The 23,032-nt window shown below is 61.0% G+C and carries 22 protein-coding genes and 1 pseudogene; 1 reads left to right on the plus strand and 22 read right to left on the minus strand.

Going from position 1 to position 23,032, the window contains the following annotated elements; all coding sequences use genetic code 11:
- Positions 1-3: 3 nt before the first annotated feature.
- The 22 genes and pseudogenes from B7H23_RS13920 to B7H23_RS14025 form a co-directional block, all read right to left on the minus strand.
- A complete protein-coding gene (locus B7H23_RS13920) occupies positions 4-756 on the minus strand; it encodes a biotin--[acetyl-CoA-carboxylase] ligase (protein ID WP_094078402.1) in 753 nt (250 codons plus the stop codon).
- Between the two features lie 26 nt (positions 757-782).
- Positions 783-2,228, minus strand: a complete 1,446-nt coding sequence (gene nuoN, locus B7H23_RS13925; protein ID WP_094078054.1) for an NADH-quinone oxidoreductase subunit NuoN — start codon at positions 2,226-2,228, stop codon at positions 783-785.
- Between the two features lie 12 nt (positions 2,229-2,240).
- The gene (locus B7H23_RS13930) at positions 2,241-3,758 is read right to left on the minus strand and encodes an NADH-quinone oxidoreductase subunit M (protein ID WP_094078055.1); all 1,518 of its coding nucleotides are present in this window, start codon (positions 3,756-3,758) and stop codon (positions 2,241-2,243) included.
- 1 nt (position 3,759) lies between these two features.
- Positions 3,760-5,724, minus strand: coding sequence for an NADH-quinone oxidoreductase subunit L (gene nuoL / locus B7H23_RS13935; RefSeq protein ID WP_094078056.1), 1,965 nt, complete (start codon positions 5,722-5,724; stop codon positions 3,760-3,762).
- A gap of 10 nt (positions 5,725-5,734) precedes the next feature.
- The gene (nuoK, locus tag B7H23_RS13940) at positions 5,735-6,043 is read right to left on the minus strand and encodes an NADH-quinone oxidoreductase subunit NuoK (protein ID WP_094078057.1); all 309 of its coding nucleotides are present in this window, start codon (positions 6,041-6,043) and stop codon (positions 5,735-5,737) included.
- Between the two features lie 2 nt (positions 6,044-6,045).
- Positions 6,046-6,681: an NADH-quinone oxidoreductase subunit J gene (locus B7H23_RS13945; RefSeq protein ID WP_173861919.1), complete on the minus strand. Its 636-nt coding sequence runs from the start codon at positions 6,679-6,681 to the stop codon at positions 6,046-6,048.
- A 133-nt stretch (positions 6,682-6,814) separates the two neighbouring features.
- Positions 6,815-7,306: an NADH-quinone oxidoreductase subunit NuoI gene (nuoI, locus tag B7H23_RS13950; protein ID WP_094078058.1), complete on the minus strand. Its 492-nt coding sequence runs from the start codon at positions 7,304-7,306 to the stop codon at positions 6,815-6,817.
- On the minus strand, positions 7,303-7,578 hold the full coding sequence (locus tag B7H23_RS13955; protein ID WP_143534779.1) for a hypothetical protein: 276 nt from the start codon (positions 7,576-7,578) through the stop codon (positions 7,303-7,305). The genes nuoI and B7H23_RS13955 overlap by 4 nt, the downstream gene beginning before the upstream one ends.
- A complete protein-coding gene (locus B7H23_RS13960; protein ID WP_094078060.1) occupies positions 7,575-7,769 on the minus strand; it encodes a hypothetical protein in 195 nt (64 codons plus the stop codon). Before B7H23_RS13960 ends, B7H23_RS13955 begins: the two co-directional genes overlap by 4 nt.
- Positions 7,766-8,812 (minus strand): NADH-quinone oxidoreductase subunit NuoH, encoded by a 1,047-nt coding sequence (gene nuoH, locus B7H23_RS13965; RefSeq protein ID WP_094078061.1) that lies wholly within the window; start codon positions 8,810-8,812, stop codon positions 7,766-7,768. The genes B7H23_RS13960 and nuoH overlap by 4 nt, the downstream gene beginning before the upstream one ends.
- Positions 8,813-8,829: 17 nt before the next feature.
- Positions 8,830-10,881, minus strand: coding sequence for an NADH-quinone oxidoreductase subunit NuoG (gene nuoG / locus B7H23_RS13970; RefSeq protein ID WP_094078062.1), 2,052 nt, complete (start codon positions 10,879-10,881; stop codon positions 8,830-8,832).
- Positions 10,882-11,035: 154 nt separating this feature from the next.
- Positions 11,036-12,340, minus strand: a complete 1,305-nt coding sequence (nuoF, locus tag B7H23_RS13975) for an NADH-quinone oxidoreductase subunit NuoF (protein ID WP_094078063.1) — start codon at positions 12,338-12,340, stop codon at positions 11,036-11,038.
- A gap of 12 nt (positions 12,341-12,352) precedes the next feature.
- The gene (nuoE, locus tag B7H23_RS16155; protein ID WP_094078064.1) at positions 12,353-13,861 is read right to left on the minus strand and encodes an NADH-quinone oxidoreductase subunit NuoE; all 1,509 of its coding nucleotides are present in this window, start codon (positions 13,859-13,861) and stop codon (positions 12,353-12,355) included.
- 49 nt (positions 13,862-13,910) lie between these two features.
- A complete protein-coding gene (locus B7H23_RS13985; RefSeq protein ID WP_094078065.1) occupies positions 13,911-15,101 on the minus strand; it encodes an NADH-quinone oxidoreductase subunit D in 1,191 nt (396 codons plus the stop codon).
- Entirely contained in the window at positions 15,094-15,531 is a 438-nt protein-coding gene (locus B7H23_RS13990; protein WP_094078066.1) for a GFA family protein, read from the minus strand. The genes B7H23_RS13985 and B7H23_RS13990 overlap by 8 nt, the downstream gene beginning before the upstream one ends.
- Positions 15,531-16,136 carry an NADH-quinone oxidoreductase subunit C gene (locus B7H23_RS13995; RefSeq protein WP_094078067.1) on the minus strand — a complete coding sequence of 202 codons (606 nt, stop codon included), beginning with the start codon at positions 16,134-16,136 and terminating at the stop codon, positions 15,531-15,533. Before B7H23_RS13995 ends, B7H23_RS13990 begins: the two co-directional genes overlap by 1 nt.
- A 9-nt stretch (positions 16,137-16,145) precedes the next feature.
- The gene (locus B7H23_RS14000; protein WP_162787186.1) at positions 16,146-16,748 is read right to left on the minus strand and encodes a NuoB/complex I 20 kDa subunit family protein; all 603 of its coding nucleotides are present in this window, start codon (positions 16,746-16,748) and stop codon (positions 16,146-16,148) included.
- Positions 16,739-17,104 carry an NADH-quinone oxidoreductase subunit A gene (locus tag B7H23_RS14005; protein ID WP_094078404.1) on the minus strand — a complete coding sequence of 122 codons (366 nt, stop codon included), beginning with the start codon at positions 17,102-17,104 and terminating at the stop codon, positions 16,739-16,741. Before B7H23_RS14005 ends, B7H23_RS14000 begins: the two co-directional genes overlap by 10 nt.
- A 271-nt stretch (positions 17,105-17,375) precedes the next feature.
- On the minus strand, positions 17,376-18,137 hold the full coding sequence (locus B7H23_RS14010) for an ABC transporter permease (RefSeq protein ID WP_094078069.1): 762 nt from the start codon (positions 18,135-18,137) through the stop codon (positions 17,376-17,378).
- Positions 18,137-18,925, minus strand: a complete 789-nt coding sequence (locus tag B7H23_RS14015; protein WP_094078070.1) for an ABC transporter ATP-binding protein — start codon at positions 18,923-18,925, stop codon at positions 18,137-18,139. Before B7H23_RS14015 ends, B7H23_RS14010 begins: the two co-directional genes overlap by 1 nt.
- A gap of 65 nt (positions 18,926-18,990) precedes the next feature.
- Complete coding sequence (locus B7H23_RS14020; protein ID WP_206608910.1) at positions 18,991-19,998, minus strand: ABC transporter substrate-binding protein; 1,008 nt, start codon at positions 19,996-19,998, stop codon at positions 18,991-18,993.
- A 234-nt stretch (positions 19,999-20,232) separates the two neighbouring features.
- Positions 20,233-21,114, minus strand: a pseudogene (locus B7H23_RS14025) (MBL fold metallo-hydrolase); the annotation flags it as partial.
- Between the two features lie 151 nt (positions 21,115-21,265).
- On the opposite strand from B7H23_RS14025, the gene B7H23_RS14030 reads away from it, so the two are divergent.
- On the plus strand, positions 21,266-23,032 hold the full coding sequence (locus B7H23_RS14030) for a SulP family inorganic anion transporter (RefSeq protein ID WP_094078072.1): 1,767 nt from the start codon (positions 21,266-21,268) through the stop codon (positions 23,030-23,032).

Genomic DNA, 23,032 nt, shown 5'->3' on the forward strand with positions numbered 1-23,032 from the left:
GTCTCATTTGAAAAAGAGGTCGCCCGCTGAAATCCGGGACAGCTGCCCGTCAGGCCTTTCGAGCATCAGATAACCCTCCGAATCCAATCCGGCGAACAAGCCGGTGAGGGTGTCGTTATCCAAATTGACGCGGATGGGCTTGCCGATCCCCTGCGCCCGGTCCATCCACAATTGGCGGATCGCGGCAAAGCCGTTGCCATTGTCCCAGAGGATAAGAGCTTCCGCCATCTCTGCTGCTAGATAGGGCATCAGACCCGCCGCCGCCACGTCGGCACCCTCGGCGGAGAGATGTGTGGCCGGGTAGGCAGGATTGTCGGGATGGTGACGACAATTGATGCCGCAACCAATGATGATCGACAGGCCGGAAGGCTCGTCGACCGCTTCCAGCAATATGCCGTTGACCTTCGCGCCGTCGATCAGCACGTCATTGGGCCATTTCAGCCGTAGCCGGCGGTCGGCATAGGGAAGAAAATGCCCGATCGCACGGTGGACCGCCAACGCCGCCACCAGCGGCAACGTTCCCGCCAACGATGCACGACCATCCAGTGGCAAAAGAAGCGAAGCGTAAAGGTTGCCCGGCTCGCTGACCCAGCTCCGACCTCGCCGCGCCCGACCCGCAAGCTGCCGCTCGGCCATAATCCAGACCGGACCGGTTTCACCCGCCGACGCCCTGCGACGTGCCTCGACATTGGTGCTGTCCACATCGCCGAGCGCAATGAGGCCGACGCCTTCCGGCCAGCGCGGATCGGCAAGAATTCTTGCAGCGTTAGCGGCGGGATGCGTCACCCGGCGAAGAAAGCCCGGGCCGCGACTTCCGCATAGGCTTCGACCGGGCCGGCCACGATCACATAGAGAAGCGTGAAGACCGTCGATACGCCAAGCACGGTGCCAAGTTCGCCCTGGACCGGCTCAAGCCGTCCCAAAGGCTCGTCGAACCACATGATCTTGATGATCCGGAGATAGTAGAACGCTCCGACGACGCTGGCGATCACGCCGATAATGGCCAGCGCGTAGAGATCGGCCTCAATCGCAGCGAGGAAGACATACCATTTGGCCCAGAATCCGGCGAGAGGCGGGATACCGGCCAGGCTGAACATCAGAACCGTCAGGGCCGTTGCCATCAATGGATTGGTCGAGGAGAGCCCTGCCAGATCGGAAATGTTCTCGAAATTGCCGCCCTTCCTGCGCATGGCGAGGATGAAGGCAAAAGCGCCAAGCGTCATCGCCAGATAGATCAGCATATATATCGCGACGCCGCGCACACCGGCCTGCGTTCCAGCCGCCAGACCGACAAGTGCGAAACCCATATGGCCAATGGAGGAGTAGGCCATCAGGCGTTTGATGTTGCTCTGGCCGATAGCGGCAAAGCTGCCCAGCACCATGGAGGCGATGGCGATGAAAGCGACGATCTGCTGCCAGTCGGACGTCAGCGGCTCGAACGCATCCATAACGACGCGGACAAGCAACGCCATGGCCGCCATTTTGGGGGCGGCGGCGAAGAAGGCCGTGACCGGCGTCGGCGCACCCTCATAAACATCGGGCGTCCACATATGAAACGGCACAGCGGAAATCTTGAAGGCCAGGCCCGCCAGCACGAAAACAAGGCCGAAGAGAAGGCCGAGCTGACGCTCTTCGCCGTTTGTGACGGCCGCTGCGATGCCCTCGAACTCGACCGTTCCGGTATAGCCGTAAACGAGGCTGATCCCGTAGAGCAGCATGCCCGAAGAGAGGGCGCCGAGGACGAAATATTTCAAACCCGCCTCTGTCGCGCGCACGCTGTCGCGATTGATCGCGGCGACGACGTAAAGCGCCAGGCTCTGTAGTTCCAGGCCCATATAGAGGCTGAGCATGGAATTGGCGGAAATCATGAACATCATGCCGAGCGTCGCCAACATGATGAGGACGGGAAACTCGAACTTGTCGAAGCGCTCGGCCTTGGCGAAGCCGACACTCATGACGAGTGTTACGGCCGAGCCGATCAGCGTCAGGATCTTCATGAAGCGGGTGAAGCTGTCCGACACGAAGGCATCGTTGAAGGCCGTGCCGTCGGTCGGCATCAGGATGACGAGCGCGCCGGCGAAGATCAGGATGGCAACGGCCAGCCCGTTCACGATCCGCACACCGCTGCCGGTCGCGAACACGCCGATCATCAGCAGCGATACCGCGCCCAGAACGATGACCAGCTCCGGCGCCAGAGCGATGAGTCCCGAATTGAGATCGATCGACATATCGATGTTCCCCTAGCGCTGCAGAAGTGCGGCGGCTTGCGCGCCGTCCGAGACGGCCCGTTCGATTTCATTGAGAAGCTGGTCGACGGACGCCGCCATCACATCGAAGATCGGCATCGGCCACACGCCGAACAGAATGACCAGCGCCACCAGCGGATAGAGAATGAAGCGCTCGCGGCTGGACAGATCGACCAGACCCTTCAGGCTCTCCTTGTCCAGCTTGCCATAGACGACACGGCGATAAAGCCAGAGTGCATAAGCCGCCGACAGGATCACGCCGAGCGTGGCAATGGCGGCGTACCATGGCTGGGTCTGGAACGTACCGAGCAGCGTGAGAAACTCGCCGACGAAGCCGGAGGTGCCTGGCAGGCCGACATTGGCCATGGTCAGGATCAGGAAGGCCACGGCGTATTTCGGCATATTGTTGACGAGGCCGCCATAGGCCGCGATCTCTCGGGTATGCATGCGGTCGTAAACAACGCCGACGCAAAGGAAGAGCGCGCCGGACACCAGGCCGTGGCTCAACATCTGGAAGATCGCGCCCTGCACACCCCACTCGTTGAAGGCGAAGATGCCCATCGTTACGTAGCCCATGTGAGCGACCGACGAATAGGCGATCAGCTTCTTCATATCCTCCTGCATGAGCGCGACGAGCGACGTATAGACGATCGCCACGACCGACAGCGCCATGACCATTGGCTGGAAGAAGACCGACGCATCCGGGAACATGGGCAGCGAAAAGCGCAGGAAGCCGTAGCCGCCCATCTTCAGAAGAATGCCCGCCAGCAGGACGGAGCCCGCCGTCGGCGCCTCGACGTGGGCGTCCGGCAGCCAGGTATGGACCGGCCACATCGGCATCTTCACGGCGAAGGAGGCGAAGAAGGCCAGCCATAGCCAGGTCTGCATTTCGGCCGGGAAATCATAGGCCAGCAATTCGCGGATGTCAGTGGTGCCGGCCATGCCGTACATCGCCATGATGGCGAGCAGCATCAGCACCGAGCCGAGCAGCGTGTAGAGGAAGAACTTGAACGAGGCGTAGACCCGTCGCTTGCCGCCCCACACGCCGATGATCAGGAACATCGGGATCAGACCGGCTTCGAAGAAGACATAGAAGAGCACCAGGTCGAGCGCGCAGAAGACGCCGATCATCAGCGCTTCGAGCACCAGGAAGGCGATCATGTATTCCTTCAGCCGGTGTTCGATGGCGCGCCATGAGGCGATGATGCAGATCGGCATCAGGAAGGTGGTCAGGATGACGAACAGCATGGAAATGCCGTCGACGCCCATACGATAGCCGATATTGCCGCCGAGCCAGGCGATCTCCTCTTCCATCTGGAAGCCGGCATAGCCATTGTCGAACCGGATCCAGATGACCAGCGACAGAAGGAAAGTGACGACGGTGACCAGAAGCGCGACATTGCGAATGTTGCGCCGGCCATAGCCTTCGTCATCATCGCGGATCAGCGCGATCATGAGCGCGCCGAGGATCGGCAGAAACGTTACCAGAGATAGGATCGGCCAGTCAGTCATCTCAAAGGGCGCTCCCGAGCATCATCCACGTGACGAGGGCCGCGACCCCGATCAGCATCGCGAAGGCGTAGTGATAAAGGTATCCGCTTTGCAGGCGGACCACCCGGTTGGTGATATCGACGACGCGGGCGGAGATACCGTCCGGTCCCATTCCGTCAATGACGGTCCCATCGCCGCGCTTCCATAGAAAGCGGCCGAGCCACATGGCCGGGCGGACGAACAGAAAGTCGTAAAGTTCGTCGAAGTACCATTTGTTCAGCAGGAACTTGTAGAGGCCAGACTGGCTTTGCGCGAGCGCCTTGGGCATGCCCGGCGAACGGATGTAGAACCAATAGGCCACCAGTAGCCCAACGATCATGGCGATGAAGGGCGACAGCGCCACCCAGGCCGGTACGTGGTGGAATTCCTCCAGCAATTCGTTGCCGCCGGCGACGAATAACGCCTCTTTCCAGAATTCCGCATATTCGTGGCCGTAGAAGAATTCCTTGAACAGCACCCCTGCGAACAACGCACCAGCGGCCAGCACGAAGAGCGGAGCCAGCATGACCCAAGGCGATTCATGAACATGGTGCATGACGTCGGCGGTGGCGCGCGGTGTGCCATGGAAGGTCATGAAAATCAGCCGCCAGGAATAGAAGGAGGTAAAGCAGGCCGCGATCACCAACATAACGAACGCGAAGGTCGACACCACGCTGTGGCTGGCGAAAGCCGTCTCGATGACGATGTCCTTGGAGAAGAATCCAGCCGTGCCGATCATGGTGAAGGGAATGCCGACGCCGGTGAGCGCAATCGTGCCGATGATCATCATCCAATACGTCGCCGGAATGTGTTTACGCAGCCCGCCCATGTAACGCATATCCTGCTCGTCGGAGACCGCGTGGATCACCGATCCGGCGCCGAGGAACAGCAGCGCCTTGAAGAAAGCGTGGGTGAACAGGTGGAAGATCGCCGCGCCGTAAGCGCCGACGCCGAGCGCGACGAACATGTAGCCGAGCTGCGAGCAGGTCGAATAGGCGATCACCCGCTTGATGTCGTTCTGGACGAGGCCGACCGTCGCCGCGAAGAAGGCGGTGATCGCGCCGACGACCGTCACGACGACAAGCGCCGTTGTCGACAGTTCGAAGATCGGCGAAAGACGCGCGACCATTACGACGCCAGCGGTGACCATGGTCGCCGCATGGATGAGTGCGGAAACCGGCGTCGGGCCTTCCATCGCGTCCGGCAGCCAGGTGTGCAGCGGCACCTGCGCACTCTTGCCCATGGCGCCCATGAAGAGCAGCAGGCAGGTCGCGGTAATGGCGGTCGCGGCCGGCACGGCGTAGCCGAAGAAGTCGATATCGCCCGCCGGATCGAATTGGCGCGCATTGGCGAAGATCGTGTCGAAATTGACCGAGCCGAACAGAAGGAAGATTCCGAAGATGCCGAGGGCAAAACCGAAATCGCCGACGCGGTTGACAATGAACGCCTTCATCGCCGCGGCATTGGCCGAGGGCTTCTTGTACCAGAAACCGATCAGCAGGTAGGAGGCCAGACCGACGCCCTCCCAGCCAAAGAACATCTGGACCAGATTGTTGCTCGTCACCAGCATCAGCATGGCGAAGGTGAACAGCGACAGATAGGCGAAGAAGCGCGGCCGATGCGGATCGTGGTGCATGTAGCCGATGGAGTAGGTGTGGACGAGGGCCGAGACGGTGTTCACGACGACCAGCATCACCACCGTCAGCGTATCGATGCGGAACGACCAGTCGACCGCCAGTGAGCCGACATTCATCCAGGTCATGACCGGCACGACCATCGCCTCCTCGTGGCCGAGGCCGAAATCGAAGAAGGCGATCCAGGACAGGACGGCGGAGACGTAGAGCAGGCCCGTCGTCAGATATTCGCTGGCCTTGGCGCCAATGGAGCGTCCGAACAGGCCGGCGATCAGGAAGCCGATGAGCGGCAGGAAGACGATGAGGTGAAACATGGGTCTTTCCTCAGCCTTTCATCTGGTTGACGTCTTCGACCGAGATCGTGCCCTTGTTGCGGAAGAACACCACAAGGATCGCGAGGCCGATGGCTGCTTCGGCGGCCGCCACAGTCAGCACGAAGAGCGAGAAGATCTGCCCGACGAGATCGCTGAGCTGGGCGGAAAAGGCGACGAAATTGATGTTCACCGCCAGAAGGATCAGTTCGATGCTCATCAGGATGACGATGATGTTGCGGCGATTGAGGAAGATGCCGAACACGCCGATGGTGAAGAGAATGGCGGAAAGGGTCAGAAAATGTCCGATACCGACGCTCATGATCAGATCCCCTTGCCGCTTTCGACTTCGACCACTTCGATCGAGGTTTCCGGCGTGCGCGCCACCTGCCTGGAAATATCCTGCCGTTTGACGTCGCGCCGGTGATGCAGCGTCAGCACGATGGCGCCGATCATCGCCACCAGCAGCACCAGCCCGGCGAGCTGGAAGAAGAAGACGTATTCGGTGTAGAGCACATCGCCCAGCGCCGCGGTGTTCTCGCGTATCGCAAGGTCCGGGATCGGCTGGGCGATCGCGCCGACCGTCTCCGGTCCGAAGGACGAGCCGCCGAGCACGATCACCAGTTCCGCCAGCAGCACCAGACCGACCAGCGCGCCAATCGGCGCATATTGCAGCATGCCGGTCCGCAATTCGGCGAAATCGATGTCGAGCATCATCACGACGAAGAGGAACAGCACCGCGACCGCGCCGACATAGACGATCAGCAGGATCATGGCGAGGAACTCGGCCCCGGTCAGCAGGAAGAGCGCCGAAGCGTTGAAGAAGGTCAGGATCAGGTAGAGCACCGAATGCACGGGATTGCGCGACGACACGACCATCAGGGCCGCGGCGACCGCAACAAAAGCGAAAAGATAGAAGAACGCGGCCGGCAATCCGGTCAGCAATGCGCCCTGTTCCATGGTCCGTTCCCTGTCATCGCGGCCGTCTGAATGGGATTCAGCCAGCCTCGTTTCGGCGAGCCGTGCCGCCTTGTGTCAAATTCCGCTTGCGGATGCCAGCCACCCGCAACGCTGTCCCCTGTCTCTTGGCGCCCTAGCGATAGGGCGCGTCGAGTTCGATATTCTTCGCCAATTCGCGCTCCCAGCGGTCGCCATTGGCCAGAAGCTTTTCCTTGTCGTAGTAGAGTTCCTCGCGGGTCTCCGTCGAGTACTCGAAATTCGGCCCCTCCACGATGGCGTCGACCGGGCAGGCCTCCTGGCAGAAGCCGCAATAGATGCACTTCACCATGTCGATGTCGTAGCGCACGGTGCGGCGCGTGCCGTCGTTGCGGCGCGGGCCGGCCTCGATGGTGATGGCCTGGGCCGGGCAGATCGCTTCGCACAGCTTGCAGGCGATGCAGCGCTCCTCGCCGTTCGGATAGCGGCGCAGCGCGTGCTCGCCGCGAAAGCGCGGCGATTGCGGGTTTTTTTCGTAGGGATAGTTGATCGTATGCTTCGGTGCGAAGAACTGCCGCATCGTCAGGCCGAACGCCTTGACGAATTCCAGAAGAAGCAGCGATTTGGCGGCTTGCGCGAGACCAGTCATCCGTTTGCTCCCAGAGAATAAGCGGCATAGCCAAACACAAAGGCGAACACGAGCGGCATCACGAACCGGTATACAAGGATCGTGGACCGGCGAACGCGATCCATATCGCCCGGGCGGCCTGTCACTCGACTCTTGAAGCGGTCTTGGTGACTACGCTGATAAGCCAGCACCCTTGGAAGAACGAGCACGTTGGCCGCCAACGCAACCAACAGACCAAGCCCTGCTCCAAGAGCTATCCGAAACAACGGAATGTCAGCAACGACGCTCATCATCCCTCTCCAAACACATAGGGACCAAGAAACCAGCCGATGATCGGAAAGGCGATCAGCTGCACGATGGCGGTGATGCGCAGAATGCCGCTCGGGCCGGCCAGGTCCAGCCGGCGACCGAGCATCGTTAGCAGCGCGAAATCGGCCACTGCCAGTACGATGCCGCAGACCAGTCCGAGCAGGTTGGCGCTCATGCCGCACCGCCTTCCAGAAGCTTCAGCACGAAGGCCGTGATGACAACCATGGCCAGGCTGATCGGCAGGAACACCTTCCAGCCCAGACGCATCAGCTGGTCGTAGCGATAGCGCGGCACGAAGGTCTTCACCATGGCGATCATGAAGAACAGAAGCGACAGTTTCAACGTGAACCAGATCACGCCCGGCACCCAGGTGAAGGGCGCGATGTCGACGGGCGGCAGCCAGCCACCGAGGAACAGGATCGTCATCAGCGCGCACATCAGCAGGATGGCGATGTACTCGCCCAGCATGAAGAGCATGTACGGCGTCGACGAATATTCCACCATGTGGCCGGCGACGAGTTCGGCTTCCGCCTCGACCAGATCGAAGGGCGGGCGGTTCGTCTCGGCCAGCGCCGAGATGAAGAAGATGACGAACATCGGCAGAAGCGGCAGCCAGTGCCAGTCGAGGAAGGTGTTCATCAGGCCGAGCCGGGTGCCCAGACCATCGGTCTGGCTCATCACGATCACCGACAGATCGAGCGAGCCGACGGCCAGGAGCACCGTCACCAGAACGAAGCCGATGGAGACTTCGTAAGAGACCATCTGCGCGGCCGAACGCAGCGCGCCGAGAAACGGATATTTCGAGTTCGAGGCCCAGCCGGCCATGATGACGCCATAGACCTCCAGCGAGGAGATCGCGAAGACGTAGAGAATGCCGACATTGATGGAGGCAATGGCCCAGCCTTCATTGACCGGGATGACCGCCCAGGCCGCGAGCGCCAGAACGCTGGAGACCAGCGGCGCCAGCAGGAACACGCCCTTGTTCGCGCCAGCCGGAATGATCGGCTCCTTGAACACGAATTTCAGCATGTCCGCAAAGCTCTGCAGCAGGCCCCAGGGACCGACGACGTTCGGCCCGCGCCGCAGCATGACGGCCGCCCAGATCTTTCGGTCGGCGTAAAGAATGAAGGCGGTGAAGACGAGCAGCGCGACGAGCAGCAGAAGCGACTGCCCGATTATGATCAGCGCCGGCAGCACCCAAATGGTGAAGAATTCCATCGTTCCCCTGCCCTACTCTATTCCGCGGCCTGCTGCAGCGCGCCCTGCACGAAGCGCTGGCTGCATTCGGCCATGACCGCAGAAGCCCTCGCGATCGGATTGGTGAGATAAAAATCGGCGATCGGGGTGGTGAACTCGCCCGTTCCGAGATCGCCCGCGCCGAGCGATGCGAGCGCGCCGACATCGGCCGGTTCGATTGAATCGATGGCTGCAAGATGCGGCACGGCTTCGTAAAGCTGCGCGCGCAACGGCTGGAGGCTGTCAAATGGCAGCTTGTGGCCGAGCACGTCGGACAGCGCTCGGAGAATCGCCCAATCCTCGCGCGCGTCGCCCGGTGCGAAACCGGCGCGGGCCGCCATCTGCACCCGCCCTTCGGTGTTGACGTAGGTGCCGCTCTTTTCGGTGTAGGTCGCCGCCGGCAGGATCACGTCGGCATGGTGCGCGCCACGGTCGCCATGTGTGCCAATATAGACTGTGAAGGCATCGCCAAGCTGGGTCACATCGAACTCGTCCGCGCCGAGCAGGAAGACGACATCCATATCGCCCATTTGCGACAGCGGTTTGCCGCCCTCGCCCGGCACGAAACCGATATCGAGCGCGCCAACGCGCGAAGCTGCCGTGTGCAGAACGGCCAGACCGTTCCAGCCTTCTTCGCCAGCGGCCAGTTCGGCCACCTTCGCCAGCAGGGCTTCTGCATTGTCGCCCGTCAGTGCGCCCTGACCGACAATGACCAGCGGCTTCTTCGCGTCCGACAAAACCGAGGCAAATTCGCCCAGGTCGCTCAGCGACGCTGCGCCGCGTCCAAGATGGGCGTAATCATAGGTCAAATCGACATGTTCGCCGATCAGCGCGATCGGCAGGTCCGTTGCGCGCCAGTGCTTGCGGATGCGGGCATTGATGACAGGCGCTTCCCAGCGCGGATTTGCGCCGACGATGAGAATGGCGTCGGCTTCCTCGATCCCGGCAATAGTCGGGTTGAACAGATAGGAGGCGCGCCCCTTCGACGGATCGTGGCGGGTCCCGTCCTGCCGGCAGTCCAGATTGGCAGAGCCGAGGCTTTCCATCAGCAGCTTGGCCGCGAACATTTCTTCTACGGCGGAGAGATCGCCAGCCACCGCACCGATCTTCTCGCCGGAGGTGGCCGAGACCTTGTCTGCAATGGCCTGAAATGCTTCGCCCCAACTCGCCGGGCGCAGCTTGCCGTCGACCTTGATGTAGGGCCGGTCGAGGCGCTGGGTGCGCAGGCCGTCCCAGACGAAGCGCGTCTTGTCGGAGATCCATTCCTCGTTCACGTCTTCATTGGTGAGCGGCATGATGCGCATCACTTCGCGGCCGCGCGTATCGACGCGGATGGCGGAACCTGCAGCGTCCATCACGTCGATGGTCTCGGTCTTCTGCAATTCCCACGGTCGCGCCTGAAAGGCATAGGGACGGCTGGTCAGCGCGCCGACCGGGCAGAGATCGATGACATTGCCCTGCAATTCGGAGGTCATCGACTTTTCCAGATAGGTGGTGATTTCGGCATCCTCGCCCCGACCGACCAGGCCGAGTTCGGAAATGCCAGCGACTTCCGTGGTGAAGCGCACGCAGCGCGTGCAGTGTATGCAGCGCGTCATGATCGTCTTGACCAGCGGGCCGATATATTTGTCCTCGACGGCGCGCTTGTTCTCCGCATAGCGCGAGGAATCGACGCCGAAGGCCATGGCCTGGTCCTGCAGGTCGCATTCGCCGCCCTGATCGCAGATCGGGCAATCGAGCGGATGGTTGATGAGCAGGAACTCCATCACGCCTTCGCGAGCCTTCTTGACCATCGGCGTGTTGGTGAAGACCTCCGGCGGCTCGCCGTTCGGGCCGGGGCGCATATCGCGAACGCCCATGGCACAGGACGCCGCGGGCTTCGGCGGACCGCCCTTCACCTCGACGAGGCACATGCGGCAATTGCCGGCGATGGACAGCCGTTCGTGAAAACAGAAACGCGGAATTTCGGCGCCGGCCTCCTCGCACGCCTGTAGCAGCGTGTAGTGATCCGGAACCTCGACTTCCTTGCCGTCGACCTTGATCGTCTTCATCTCGATCCGTTTCCTTGCTCAGCCCCGGCACCGACGTCGCCGGAGTTCGACCAGCGGCAGACACGGCCTGCCAAGGGCGCGGTCGGTATCGCCGTGCGCGCTGCGATGGTCAAGCCATGGCTCGGCAATCCCTTCGCAATTTGCGTCGCTTCCATCATTCCGCCGCCACCAGAGCAGGCCGGTCCACATCGGCATTGCGGGAAAATTCGTCGATGCGGCGCTCGATCTCGGGGCGGAAATGGCGGACGAGACCCTGGATCGGCCAGGCGGCCGCGTCACCGAGCGCGCAGATTGTGTGGCCCTCGACCTGCTTGGTGACTTCCAGCAGCATGTCGATCTCGCGCTTCTGCGCATTGCCGACAACCAGACGCTCCATGACGCGCCACATCCAGCCTGTGCCTTCGCGGCAGGGCGTGCACTGGCCGCAGCTTTCATGCTTGTAGAAATAGGAAAGCCGGGCAATCGCTTTGACGATATCGGTGGATTTGTCCATCACGATGACCGCCGCCGTGCCGAGACCGCTCTTCAGCTCTTTCAGCCCATCGAAATCCATCGGCGCGTCGATGATTTCGCTGGCAGGAACGAGCGGCACGGACGAGCCGCCCGGAATAACGGCCAGAAGATTGTCCCAACCGCCGCGAATACCGCCGCAATGCTTGTCGATCAATTCCTTGAACGGCACGCTCATGGCTTCTTCGAAGGTCGCCGGCTGATTGACATGGCCGGATACACAAAAAAGCTTGGTGCCCGTGTTGCCCTCGCGGCCGAAGCCAGCGAACCACGATCCGCCACGGCGCAGAATGGTCGGGGCGACCGCAATCGATTCCACATTGTTGACGGTCGTCGGGCAGCCATAGAGGCCGACATTGGCCGGGAATGGCGGCTTCAGGCGCGGTTGACCCTTTTTGCCTTCAAGGCTTTCCAGCAGCGCCGTTTCCTCGCCGCAAATATAGGCGCCGGCTCCATGATGGATGAAGACGTCGAAATCGTAGCCATGAACATTGTTCAGGCCGAGAAGGCCGGCATCGTAGCATTCGTCGATGGCTGCCTGCAGCGCTTCGCGCTCGCGCATATATTCACCGCGAATATAGATATAGGCGGCATGGGCGCCCATCGCGAAACCGGCAATGACGCAGCCCTCGATCAATGTGTGCGGATCGTGGCGCATGATCTCCCGGTCCTTGCAGGTGCCGGGCTCCGATTCATCTGCGTTGACGACGAGATAGTGCGGACGGTCACCGACTTCCTTGGGCATGAAGGACCACTTCAGGCCGGTCGGAAAACCCGCGCCGCCCCGGCCGCGCAGCCCCGACGTCTTCATTTCGCCGATGATCCAGTCGCGGCCCTTTTCCAAAAGGCCTTTCGTGCCATCCCAATGGCCGCGCTTCATCGCTCCGGCCAGGCTCTTGTCGAACTGGCCGTAGAGATTAGTAAAAATGCGATCCTTGTCGTCCAGCATGATCGTTGCTCCCTAGCGCGGCTTCTTGCCGAAGCGGCGCTCATATTCTTCCGGCCCGCCAGCGGCCAGCGCATCGGCCTGCGCGATCCAGTTCTCGCGCGCGATCCGCCCGCGGAACGATAGCTGCCGGTCGACATAAGCGGCGTTGTCCGGCGTCCACGATGCGATCTGCGCGTATTTGTATACGCCTAGATCGTTGAGCTTGGCGTGAATTTTCGGACCGATGCCGGCAATCAGGCCAAGATCGTCGGCGTCGTCCGGACGGCTTTCATGCAGTTTGGGCTGCGCTTCGTTCTCCGCGGCAGCCGATCCGCTCTTCGACGAAGACGCATCGGCGTCATCACCTTCGGCAATGGCCGTTGCCGGGCTGCTGTCGCTCTTGTCGCCACCGCCTGCCTGCTGGGCGGGATCGCGATAGCCGGGCCCTTCCGCATCGGCCGGTCCTTCGATGGATGGGTCGGCTTCCGGCGCGTCGCCGTCCGGCTTTGCCGCCTCGGTCATCTCGGCCCGTTCGGCATCGGTCGGCTTGTCGCCGCCGGAGGGTTCGCCTGCCGGTTCCGTCATGTCCTCGGCCATTGCGGCGGCATCGCCATCGCCCGCTCCGACATCCGACGTGGCCGGAGCCTCGCTGGCGGACCGTGCCTCGGCGTCAACGCCCTCTATCCGCTCGTCGACATCGATTTTCGCTTCGCCCGTCATGGCGACCGGCTCACCGGACGCCGTCAGCGAATAGCCCGGCTCGCCCGAAGTCTGGTTGGCGTCGGCCGGTCGTGCGACGTTGTCGGCCCGAACCATGCTTACCAACGCGGCAACCGTCTCGGCGGCCGTCTCGATGTCACCGCTGCAACGCTGGGCGGCCTGATCGCCACGGCCGCTGTCGGGCTTCGCGGCCGGCTTGAGTGTGATCGCTTCCTCGTCGGTCAGCGAGGTCGCGCCCTCGATCGGCATGGAGAAGACGCGGCCGTTCTGCGGGCCGGTCGGAACATCGGCACCCTGGTCGGCCTCGAACGCCTTGATGATCTCGTCCAGACGCTCGACCGTCAGATCTTCGTAGGCGTCCTTGCCGATAATAACCATCGGCGCGTTGACGCAGGCGCCCTGACACTCGACCTCTTCCCATGAAAGCGTGCCTTCCGCATTCGGATGCAGCGGTTCGGGATGAATGTGCGTTTTGCAATGCTCGATCAGTTCGCCCGCGCCGCGCAGCCAGCAGGGCGTCGTGCCGCAAACCTGAATATGCGCTTTTTTGCCGACCGGCGCGAGCATGAACTGTGTGTAGAACGTCGCCACTTCCAGCACGCGGATTAGCGGCATGCCGAGCATCTGCGCGACGGACTCCACCGCCGGCTTGGTGACCCAGCCTTCCTGTTCCTGCGCAAGCATCAGAAGCGGAATCACGGCGGATTGCTGGCGGCCCGCCGGATAGCGAAGCAGCCATTTATCGACTTCGGTCTGGCGCGCCGCATCGAAGGAGAAGGCGGCGGGCTGAACATCATCGGTAGCGAGACGACGAACGGACATTACTTCTCACCGGTCTTTCTTGTCTTGGCGATCGTGCGGATATCGGACATCAGCGGTCCACCTCACCGAACACGATGTCGAGCGATCCGAGAATGGCGGACACATCCGCCAGCTGATGGCCACGACAAATGAAATCCATCGCCTGCAGATGGGCAAAACCAGGTGCGCGCAATTTGCAGCGATAGGGTTTGTTGGTGCCGTCGGCAACGAGATAGACGCCGAACTCGCCTTTCGGCGCTTCCACGGCGGCATACACTTCGCCCGGCGGGACGTGATAGCCCTCCGTGTAGAGCTTGAAGTGGTGGATCAGCGCTTCCATGGAACGCTTCATCTCGCCACGCTTCGGCGGAACGATCTTGCCGTCGGTATTGGAGACCGGGCCGATTCTCTCCTTGCCGAGAAGCCGTTCGCAGCATTGCCGCATGATGCGCACACTCTGGCGCATCTCTTCCATGCGGATCAGATAGCGATCGTAGCAATCGCCATTCTTGCCGATGGCGATGTCGAATTCCATTTCGTCATAGCATTCATAGGGCTGGCTCTTGCGCAAATCCCATTTCGCACCGGAACCGCGCACCATGACGCCGGAAAAGCCGAACGCCCAGGCGTCGTCCAGATCGACGACGCCGATATCGACATTGCGCTGCTTGAAAATTCGGCTGCCGGTCAGCAGGTCGTCCAGGTCCTGCACGGTCTGCAGAAAGGGATCGCACCAGGCGGCGATGTCTTCGACCAGTTGATCGGGAATGTCCTGATGAACCCCACCCGGCCGGAAATAGGCGGCGTGCATCCGCGCCCCGGAGGCGCGCTCATAGAACACCATCAGCTTTTCGCGTTCTTCGAAGCCCCAGAGCGGCGGGGTCAGCGCGCCGACGTCCAGCGCCTGCGTCGTGATGTTGAGAAGGTGCGAGAGAATACGACCGATCTCGCAGTAGAGAACGCGGATCAACTGGCCACGCTTCGGCACCTCGATATCGAGCATTCGCTCGACCGCCAGCGCAAAGGCGTGCTCCTGGTTCATCGGCGCGACGTAGTCGAGCCGGTCGAAATAGGGCACGGCCTGCAGATAGGTCTTGTGCTCGATCAGCTTTTCAGTGCCGCGATGCAGAAGGCCGATATGGGGATCGACGCGCTCTACAACCTCGCCGTCGAGCTCAAGCACCAGACGCAGAACGCCATGCGCCGCGGGGTGTTGCGGGCCGAAGTTAATGTTGAAGTTTCGGACGTTGTGTTCAGTCATGTGACTGCGCCTCTTGTCCTGCCATCACCATCGCCATGAACTGTTCGCCGGTCTGGCACTTGGTTTCGTTGGCGAATGCGTAATTGTCGGGTTTGTCGTCGATGAAAATCTGACCTGTGAAGGTAAAGCGGGACGGATCGTCGAAGGCCTGCGCCGAAACGACCGACACCGAGCCGTCTTTCGCGCGCCAAGAGAGCGTCGTGCCGCACGATTTGCAAAACAGGCGCTGGCCCCACGGCGATGAGTCGTAGACGCCGATAGAATCCTCGCTGTCATATTCGACGCTCTCGGCATCGACCGCCATCCAGACGCCGCCGGACCAGCGCCGACACATGCCGCAATGACAGACACCCATCTCCATATTTTTCGGCGTCGCCTGAAATTCGACAGCGCCGCAGAGACATTGACCTTTCAGCGGTTCCGCACTCATCACGAACTCGCCTTCTCATCACCGGGCAGTTCGTATTCGGTGCCCTCCCAGGGCGACAGGAAATCGAACTGCCGGAACTCCTGGCGCAGATTGACCGGCTCGTAGACCACACGCTTGACGGTATCGTCCCAGCGCACCTCGACAAAACCAGTCAGCGGAAAATCCTTACGCAGCGGATGCCCCTCGAAGCCGTAATCGGTCAGAATGCGCCGCAGATCCGGGTGTCCGGTGAAGAGAATACCGTAGAAATCGTAGGCTTCGCGCTCGAACCAGTCGGCGCCGGGAAAGACATCGACCGCACTGGGAATCGGCGTGTCCTCATCCGTCTCGACCTTGATGCGAATCCGCATGTTCTGCCGTGGCGACAGAAGATGATGCACCATGTCGAAGCGCCTCTGGCGAGACGGATAATCCACGCCCGCGCCATCGATGTAGTTGATGAACTGGCACTGCGTATCGGTCTTCAGGAAGTTCAGCACCTTGATGAGATTTTTCGGCGCGACCACGATGGTGAGTTCGCCATAGGCGACGCTCGACTGTTCGATCGCATCGTCCAGCTTCTCGGCCAGATAGTCGGCAAGGTCGCGCATTGCTTCGTCGGTCATCGCCTTCCCCTACCGCTCGATCGTGCCGGTGCGGCGAATTTTACGTTGAAGAAGAAGAACACCGTAAAGGAGCGCCTCGGCGGTCGGCGGGCAGCCCGGCACATAGATGTCCACCGGGACCACCCGATCGCAGCCACGCACGACGGAATAGGAATAGTGGTAATAGCCGCCGCCATTGGCGCAGGACCCCATGGAGATGACGTAGCGCGGTTCGGGCATCTGGTCGTAGACCTTGCGCAGCGCCGGCGCCATCTTGTTGGTCAGCGTGCCGGCGACGATCATCACATCCGACTGGCGCGGGCTCGCGCGCGGTGCGAAGCCGAAGCGCTCGCAGTCGTAACGCGGCATGGACATCTGCATCATTTCGACCGCGCAGCAGGCCAGGCCGAAGGTCATCCACATCAGCGAGCCCTGGCGCGCCCAGGTGATCAACGCCTCGGACGAGGTGACGACGAAGCCCTTATCGTCCAGTTCGCCGTGAACCTCACGGAACCAGGGATCGTCAGCGCCAACGGGCTGGCCGGTGTTCGGATCGATGATGCCTTTCGGAGACGGAGCGACGATCGTGCCGTCTCCGGCCGTCACGGCCTTATCGGAAGTGGTCAGTCCCATTCCAGCGCCCCCTTCTTCCATTCATAGACGAAGCCGATGGTCAGAACCGCAAGGAACACCATCATCGACCAGAAACCGAACCACCCTATAGCGCCGAACGAAACGGCCCACGGGAAGAGAAACGCCACTTCCAGATCGAAGATGATGAAAAGGATGGCGACCAGGTAGAAGCGAACATCGAACTTCATGCGCGCATCGTCGAATGCGTTGAAGCCGCACTCATAGGCCGACAGCTTCTCAGGATCGGGATCCTTGTATGCGATGATGAAGGGCGCGATCATCAAAGCGAGTCCGATGACCAGCGCGACACCGATGAAGATCAGAACTGGAAGGTAGGAAGCGAGAAGTTGTTCCACGCTCGACATCTCCTTTGCCACCCTTTGCGTCAGACGGGAGCGAGAAGGACTGGCAGGACGCCGAAGCTCTCGTCCGAGATGGTTCTCGAAATGACGCCGCACTAGCCCAGCCAATCAGGGAGTGCAAGGGTAACACAAGTCTAATGGGGCCTGCCCACCATAGAATATAATATGATATTACTGGTCATATATAGTTTAATGTCCTTCCTGTTGGAGGCTCATGGCCGACCACTCTTGCGCAATGGCAGTCCTTTGAGTTCTCGATAGGCCTTCACGCCATTCTGTCCGCCCAGCCGGCGAAGGTGCGTTCCAGCCAGACAACGGCGTAATAAAGAAGGATGCCCAGCACCGCCAGCGCGATGAGCACGGCGAACATCAGAGGATAGTTCGAGTTGGTCTGGCCGGAGAGGAACAGCGCGCCGAGACCTCGGCCATGCGGTGAGATGATCTCCACCAGATTGGTGCCGATAAAGGCGAGCGTGGCGGAAACCTTCAGCGCGCCGAAGAATTCCGGCAGGGTCTTCGGCAGGGCGATCTTACGGAAGATAGTGAAGCGAGATGCGCCCAGCGAACGCAGAATGTCGCGATATTCCGGCTCCAACGTCGCCAGACCGATGGCGACCGACACCGCGATCGGAAAGAAGGAGATCAGGAACGCCATCATGACCGTGTTGAAGTTGTGCTGGCCGATGAAGAGAAGCGCCAGCACCGGCACCAGGGTGGCTTTCGGAATGGCGTTGAAACCGATCAGAAGCGGATAGAGCGCATCGTTGGCAATACGCGAGAGGCCCATCACCATGCCGAGCAACACGCCCGCGACGATGGCGATGAGAAGGCCGACCACCGTGCGCCAGAGCGTTTCCCAAGCACCCGTCAGAAAGAGCTTCCAGAAGCGCATATAGGCGTCCGGCAGATCCGACGGTGAAGCCATCACGTAGTCCGGCCATCCATTGGCCCAGACGAGCAGTTCCCAGAGAATGACGAAGATGGCGATCGCCGCGATCGGAACGGCGACCTTCTGAAAGGTGTGCATCAGCCGGCCTCCCCGTCGCGACCCTGCGCGATTTTGATCTGGTCGCGCAGCGTGTGCAGCATGTCACCGACATGCGGCTCGAAGAGAATGGCGAGCGGCCGGTCGTCGGGCAGATCGATATCCATCACATATTGCGTCCTGGCAGGGCGGTCGGACAGAACGATAACCTCATCGCCGAGATAGACACTTTCGCGCAGATCGTGGGTGATCAGCAGGGCCGTGAAGGGCTCGGCCGCCCGCAGATTGCGCATGGTCTGCCAGAGATCCTCGCGGGTGAAATTGTCCAGCGCGCCGAACGGCTCGTCCATGATGAGAACGTCGGGCTTGTGCACGATGGCCCGGCAGAGCGAGGCGCGCTGGCGCATCCCACCGGACAGTTCGGAAGGCCGCTTGCCCTCGAAACCGGACAGCCCCACCATCTCCAGCAGTTCTTCGGCGCGCGCCACGCGCTTCTTGCGCGGCATGTCGGAGGCGACGATCTCCAGCGGCAGGATGACATTGTCCAGAATGGTCCGCCATTCCAGCAGGACCGGGTTCTGGAATGCCATGCCGACCGTCTGGCGCGGGCTGCTGACCCGTTCGCCGTGCAGCCAGACCTCGCCCTTGTCGGGCCGCATCAGCCCTGCGATCAGCCGCGTTAGCGTGGATTTTCCGCATCCGGATGGCCCCACGACCGCACAGAACTCCCCTTCCGGCACCGCCAGATCGAGACCGGCCAGAACCGGCAGCGGTCCGGCCTTGGTCTGGTAGGCATGGTGAACGTCTTTGATTTCAATGAGATCGGTCATCGCGATTCCAAAAGAGTCGAGCCGGTCATTCGCGACCGGCTCGTCAAAGCAAAAATCCGGGCGTCTTACTGCAGTTTGGCGGCGTCACCGGACGGCAGATAGCTGCCGTCCCAGAACGTTTCCATCCGGGGCGTAGTCTGGAATTCGTAGACGGTCTTGGTCTGTTCGATCGCCGCTTCGAAACGCGATTCGTCGATACCGCCCATGCCGTTTTCTTTGACCCAGTCGGTCAGCACATTGGCATCGATCGCCATTTGCAGCCGGTCGATTTCCAGCTCCTTGTCGGCGGCCGGGTTGCGTTGCAGAAGCGAATCGATCGCCTCGGAAGGATTGGCGATCGCGCTTGTCCAGCCCATCGCGACCGCTTCCAGAAAGCCCTTCACCGCATCCGGGTTCTCTTCGGCGAACTCGGTGTTGACGATGATGGCATTGCCGTAAAGCTGCACACCGTAATCGGACATCAGCAGGACGGACAGATCGTCTTTCGGCACGCCGAGCCGGATCAGATTGAGAGTGGACGAAAACGAGAAGCCCGTCACGGCCGCGACATTGCCCTCCGCCAGCATCGGCTCACGCGTCGGGAAGCCGACCGGCTCGACCGTGATGGCGTCCATGTCCAGATCGTTTTCGGCGGCAAAGATCGGAAATTGCGCCCAGGCGCCATCGGGCGGCGGCGCGCCCAACACTTTTCCTTCGAGGTCTTTCGGGGCTTCGACACCGAGCGACTTGCGTCCAACGACCGAGAAGGGCGGCTTGTCATAGACCATCATCACCGCCCTGACCGGCGCGCCAGGGTTCTGGTCCAGAAAGCGCATAAGCGAGTTGATGTCGGCGAAACCGACGGGAAAGGCGCCGGTCGCCACTTTTGGAATCGCGTCGAGCGATCCTTTGCCTTCCGTGATCTCGACCTCGAGGCCCTTCTGCTCGAAATACCCCTTGTCGATGGCCAGGAAATACGGTGCGGCCGGCCCCTCGAATTTCCAGTCGAGCGCGAAAGGCATGGCCTGCTGCGCCCAACTGGGAGTTGCGGTTGCCGCGATCATCGCCGCGGCGGCCAGGAATGTTTTGATCAAATTGCGCTCCGTCTGGTGGGGGCCTTTTCTCGTCGAAAGACCCGGCCTCATCGAAAGCCATCGAACCACATGGGCGTTTTTTAATCAACCAAACGAGCAACCTCGATCTTGCCTATTTTTTTGGCAGTCTTTCAGGCTTGCGCAGGGCAAAAGGTGGCGCGGCAGCTGCTCAGGACCTCACAGCGGCTTCAGGGATGCGATGGCCGCCGCACCGGCCTATCGACAAAAAGACTCCTATTCGTCCGTTTCCCAGGCTGCGCCTTCGAGAACGTCCAAAGGGATTTTCATGTAACGTGTGCCGTTGGATTCCGGCTTTGGCAGCCGGCCGCCATTGGTGTTCACCTGCAGGGCGAAGAGAATCTGGTTCGGCATTGGCAGGGTCTTGTCGCGGCTTTCGCGCAATTCGATGAAGTCCGCTTCGCTCATGCCATCCTTCAAATGAATGTTCTCCCGCTTTTGCTCGCCGACGGTCGATTCCCAGGCGGGGTCGCGGCCACCCGGCTGATAGTCATGGCCGGTGAAGATGCGCGTTTCGTCCGGCAAAACGAGGATCTGCTGGATCGAGTTCCACAATGTCTTGGCGCTGCCGCCCGGAAAGTCCGCGCGCGCCGTGCCGCCATCGGGCATGAACAGCGTATCGTGCACGAAGGCAGCATCGCCGATGACATAGGTGATCGAGGCAAGCGTATGTCCGGGCGAGAACATCACCCGCGCATCCATCTGGCCGACCTTGAACGTCTCACCATCCTTGAAAATATGGTTCCATTGCGAGCCGTCGGCGGGAAAATCCGGCCAGTTATAGAAGTCTTTCCAGAGCGACTGCACCTGAACCACCTGATCGCCAATGGCAGTTCGCGCGTTCGTCTTCTCTTTCAGGTAATGGGCGGATGAAAAATGATCGGCATGGGGATGAGTGTCGAGAATCCATTCGACCGACAGCCCTTCGCTGTCGATATAGTCCAGAATCTCATCGGCGCTGAACGTCGACGTCGCGCCCGATTTCGGATCGAAATCGAGAACCGGATCGATGATGGCGGCCTTTTTGGTTTCGGGACAAGAGGCGACATACTGGATCGAGTTGGTCCGCTTCTCGTAGAAGCCTTTCACCTTTGGTTTCAACATTCTGGTTCCTTCTTGAAAACGGTTCAGTGCCAACGGAAAACCTCGTATCCCGCAGCGGCTGGATTTACATATTCATTTTTCTATATATGTTCAACCCGTCCTCGCTTGCGCCGGCAAAAACCTGCCGAATCCCGGAATTGACCAAATGCGTTTTCTACGACTGTCAGACCGTTACCTACCGATCCTGAGTTGGGGGCGCGACTATAACCGCGCCACGCTGACAAGCGATCTCGTCGCTGCGGTCATCGTGACGATCATGCTGATTCCCCAATCGCTTGCCTATGCGCTACTGGCCGGCCTTCCACCCGTCGTCGGGCTCTACGCATCGATCCTGCCACTCATTGCTTATGCGATCTTCGGCACGAGCCGGACGCTCGCGGTCGGTCCGGTGGCGGTCGTCTCGCTTCTGACGGCAGCGGCGGTTAGCGAGATCGCAGCCAGCGGCACGGCCGATTACCTGACGGCGGCGCTCATCCTGGCGCTCATGAGTGGGTTCATTCTTCTCTTCATGGGAATCTTTCGCCTCGGCTTTGTCGCCAACCTTCTCTCTCATCCCGTCATTTCCGGTTTCATCACCGCGTCGGCCATTATCATCGCCCTGTCTCAGGCAAAGCATATTCTGGGCGTCGAGGGCGGAGGCGACTCACTCGTTGCGATTGCTGGAACTCTTCTGACCGCCCTGCCCGGCTTCAATGCCATCACGCTGGCGATCGGAACGGTATCGCTGCTCTTCCTGTTCTGGGTCCGGCGCGGCTTCAAGCCGCTGCTGCTGCGGTTCGGATTGAGCGACTTTCTGGCCGGGCTGATCGCACGCACCGGCCCGGTATTGGCGGTGATCGCCGCCATCCTCGCTGTCGCGATCTTTCGGCTCGACCACCAGGGCGTCGCCATTGTGGGCAAAATTCCCCAGGGACTACCGCCCTTCACCGTTCCCATCTTCGATCAGGACATATGGCTGGCGCTTCTTCCCGCGGCGTTTCTGATTTCCATCGTCGGTTTCGTGGAATCGATTTCCGTCGCCCAGACGCTGGCCGCAAAACGGCGGCAATCCATCGATCCCGACCAGGAGTTGGTCGGTCTGGGCGCCGCCAATATCGCAGCGGGCCTTACGGGAGGGTATCCGGTCACGGGAGGCTTCGCCCGGTCCGTTGTCAATTTCGACGCCGGCGCGCAGACGCCGGCCGCCGGCGCCTTCACTGCCGTCGGTATTCTGCTCGCCTCGCTCCTGCTGACGCCGCTTCTGCACTTCCTGCCGATCGCGGTTCTGGCCGCCACCATCATCGTCGCCGTTCTCAGCCTGGTCGACCTCGAAACGATGAAGGAGAACTGGGCCTATTCCAAAGCCGACTTCGCCGCCATGGCGATCACGATCCTCGCAACCCTCGCCTTCGGCGTGGAAACCGGCCTGATTGCCGGCGTGGCGCTGTCGATCCTGCTCTATCTTTATCAGACGTCACGCCCGCACGTCGCCATTGTCGGTCAGGTGCCGGGCACCGAGCATTTCCGCAATGTCGATCGCCACGATGTGGTGACGAGCCCTCATGTGCTGACGATGCGGTTCGATGAAAGCCTTTATTTCGCGAATGCCCGCGCGGTCGAATCCCGCATCCAGAAAGAGGTGGCCGAACGACCGGAGATCAAGCATGTCGTGTTGCAATGCCCGGCTGTGAACTTCATCGACGCCAGCGCGCTGGAGAGTCTCGAAATGACCGTGCAACGGTTGAAATCGGCGGGGATCGACCTGCATCTGTCGGAAGTGAAAGGCCCGGTCATGGACCGGCTGAAACGTTCTCATCTGCTGGATGAACTGACCGGCCGCGTCTTCCTGACCCAACATCAGGCCATGCGCACGCTCGACCCGGAAACCACGCTGAAGGCGGACAAAATGGTGCGGCCGGAGATAGCCGGGTAA

Origin of the sequence: Notoacmeibacter marinus (assembly GCF_002238045.1) — a bacterium.
Classification (GTDB): Bacteria; Pseudomonadota; Alphaproteobacteria; order Rhizobiales; family Rhizobiaceae; genus Notoacmeibacter; species Notoacmeibacter marinus.

Excerpts from the sequence above, each read along its gene's own strand:
- nuoN (WP_094078054.1), bottom strand. The coding sequence starts at position 2,228 with ATGTCGATCGATCTCAATTCGGGACTCATCGCTCTGGCGCCGGAGCTG.
- nuoI (WP_094078058.1), bottom strand. The coding sequence starts at position 7,306 with ATGACTGGTCTCGCGCAAGCCGCCAAATCGCTGCTTCTTCTGGAATTC.
- nuoG (WP_094078062.1), bottom strand. The coding sequence starts at position 10,881 with ATGAAGACGATCAAGGTCGACGGCAAGGAAGTCGAGGTTCCGGATCAC.
- B7H23_RS14030 (WP_094078072.1), top strand. The coding sequence starts at position 21,266 with ATGCGTTTTCTACGACTGTCAGACCGTTACCTACCGATCCTGAGTTGG.
- B7H23_RS14000 (WP_162787186.1), bottom strand. The coding sequence starts at position 16,748 with ATGGGACTGACCACTTCCGATAAGGCCGTGACGGCCGGAGACGGCACG.
- B7H23_RS13990 (WP_094078066.1), bottom strand. The coding sequence starts at position 15,531 with ATGAGTGCGGAACCGCTGAAAGGTCAATGTCTCTGCGGCGCTGTCGAA.
- B7H23_RS14015 (WP_094078070.1), bottom strand. The coding sequence starts at position 18,925 with ATGACCGATCTCATTGAAATCAAAGACGTTCACCATGCCTACCAGACC.
- B7H23_RS13985 (WP_094078065.1), bottom strand. The coding sequence starts at position 15,101 with ATGACTGAACACAACGTCCGAAACTTCAACATTAACTTCGGCCCGCAA.
- nuoE (WP_094078064.1), bottom strand. The coding sequence starts at position 13,861 with ATGTCCGTTCGTCGTCTCGCTACCGATGATGTTCAGCCCGCCGCCTTC.
- nuoK (WP_094078057.1), bottom strand. The coding sequence starts at position 6,043 with ATGAGCGTCGGTATCGGACATTTTCTGACCCTTTCCGCCATTCTCTTC.
- B7H23_RS13945 (WP_173861919.1), bottom strand. The coding sequence starts at position 6,681 with ATGGAACAGGGCGCATTGCTGACCGGATTGCCGGCCGCGTTCTTCTAT.
- B7H23_RS13930 (WP_094078055.1), bottom strand. The coding sequence starts at position 3,758 with ATGACTGACTGGCCGATCCTATCTCTGGTAACGTTTCTGCCGATCCTC.
- B7H23_RS13995 (WP_094078067.1), bottom strand. The coding sequence starts at position 16,136 with ATGACCGACGAAGCAATGCGCGACCTTGCCGACTATCTGGCCGAGAAG.
- B7H23_RS13955 (WP_143534779.1), bottom strand. The coding sequence starts at position 7,578 with ATGATGAGCGTCGTTGCTGACATTCCGTTGTTTCGGATAGCTCTTGGA.
- B7H23_RS13960 (WP_094078060.1), bottom strand. The coding sequence starts at position 7,769 with ATGAGCGCCAACCTGCTCGGACTGGTCTGCGGCATCGTACTGGCAGTG.
- B7H23_RS14010 (WP_094078069.1), bottom strand. The coding sequence starts at position 18,137 with ATGCACACCTTTCAGAAGGTCGCCGTTCCGATCGCGGCGATCGCCATC.
- nuoF (WP_094078063.1), bottom strand. The coding sequence starts at position 12,340 with ATGCTGGACGACAAGGATCGCATTTTTACTAATCTCTACGGCCAGTTC.
- nuoH (WP_094078061.1), bottom strand. The coding sequence starts at position 8,812 with ATGGAATTCTTCACCATTTGGGTGCTGCCGGCGCTGATCATAATCGGG.
- nuoL (WP_094078056.1), bottom strand. The coding sequence starts at position 5,724 with ATGTTTCACCTCATCGTCTTCCTGCCGCTCATCGGCTTCCTGATCGCC.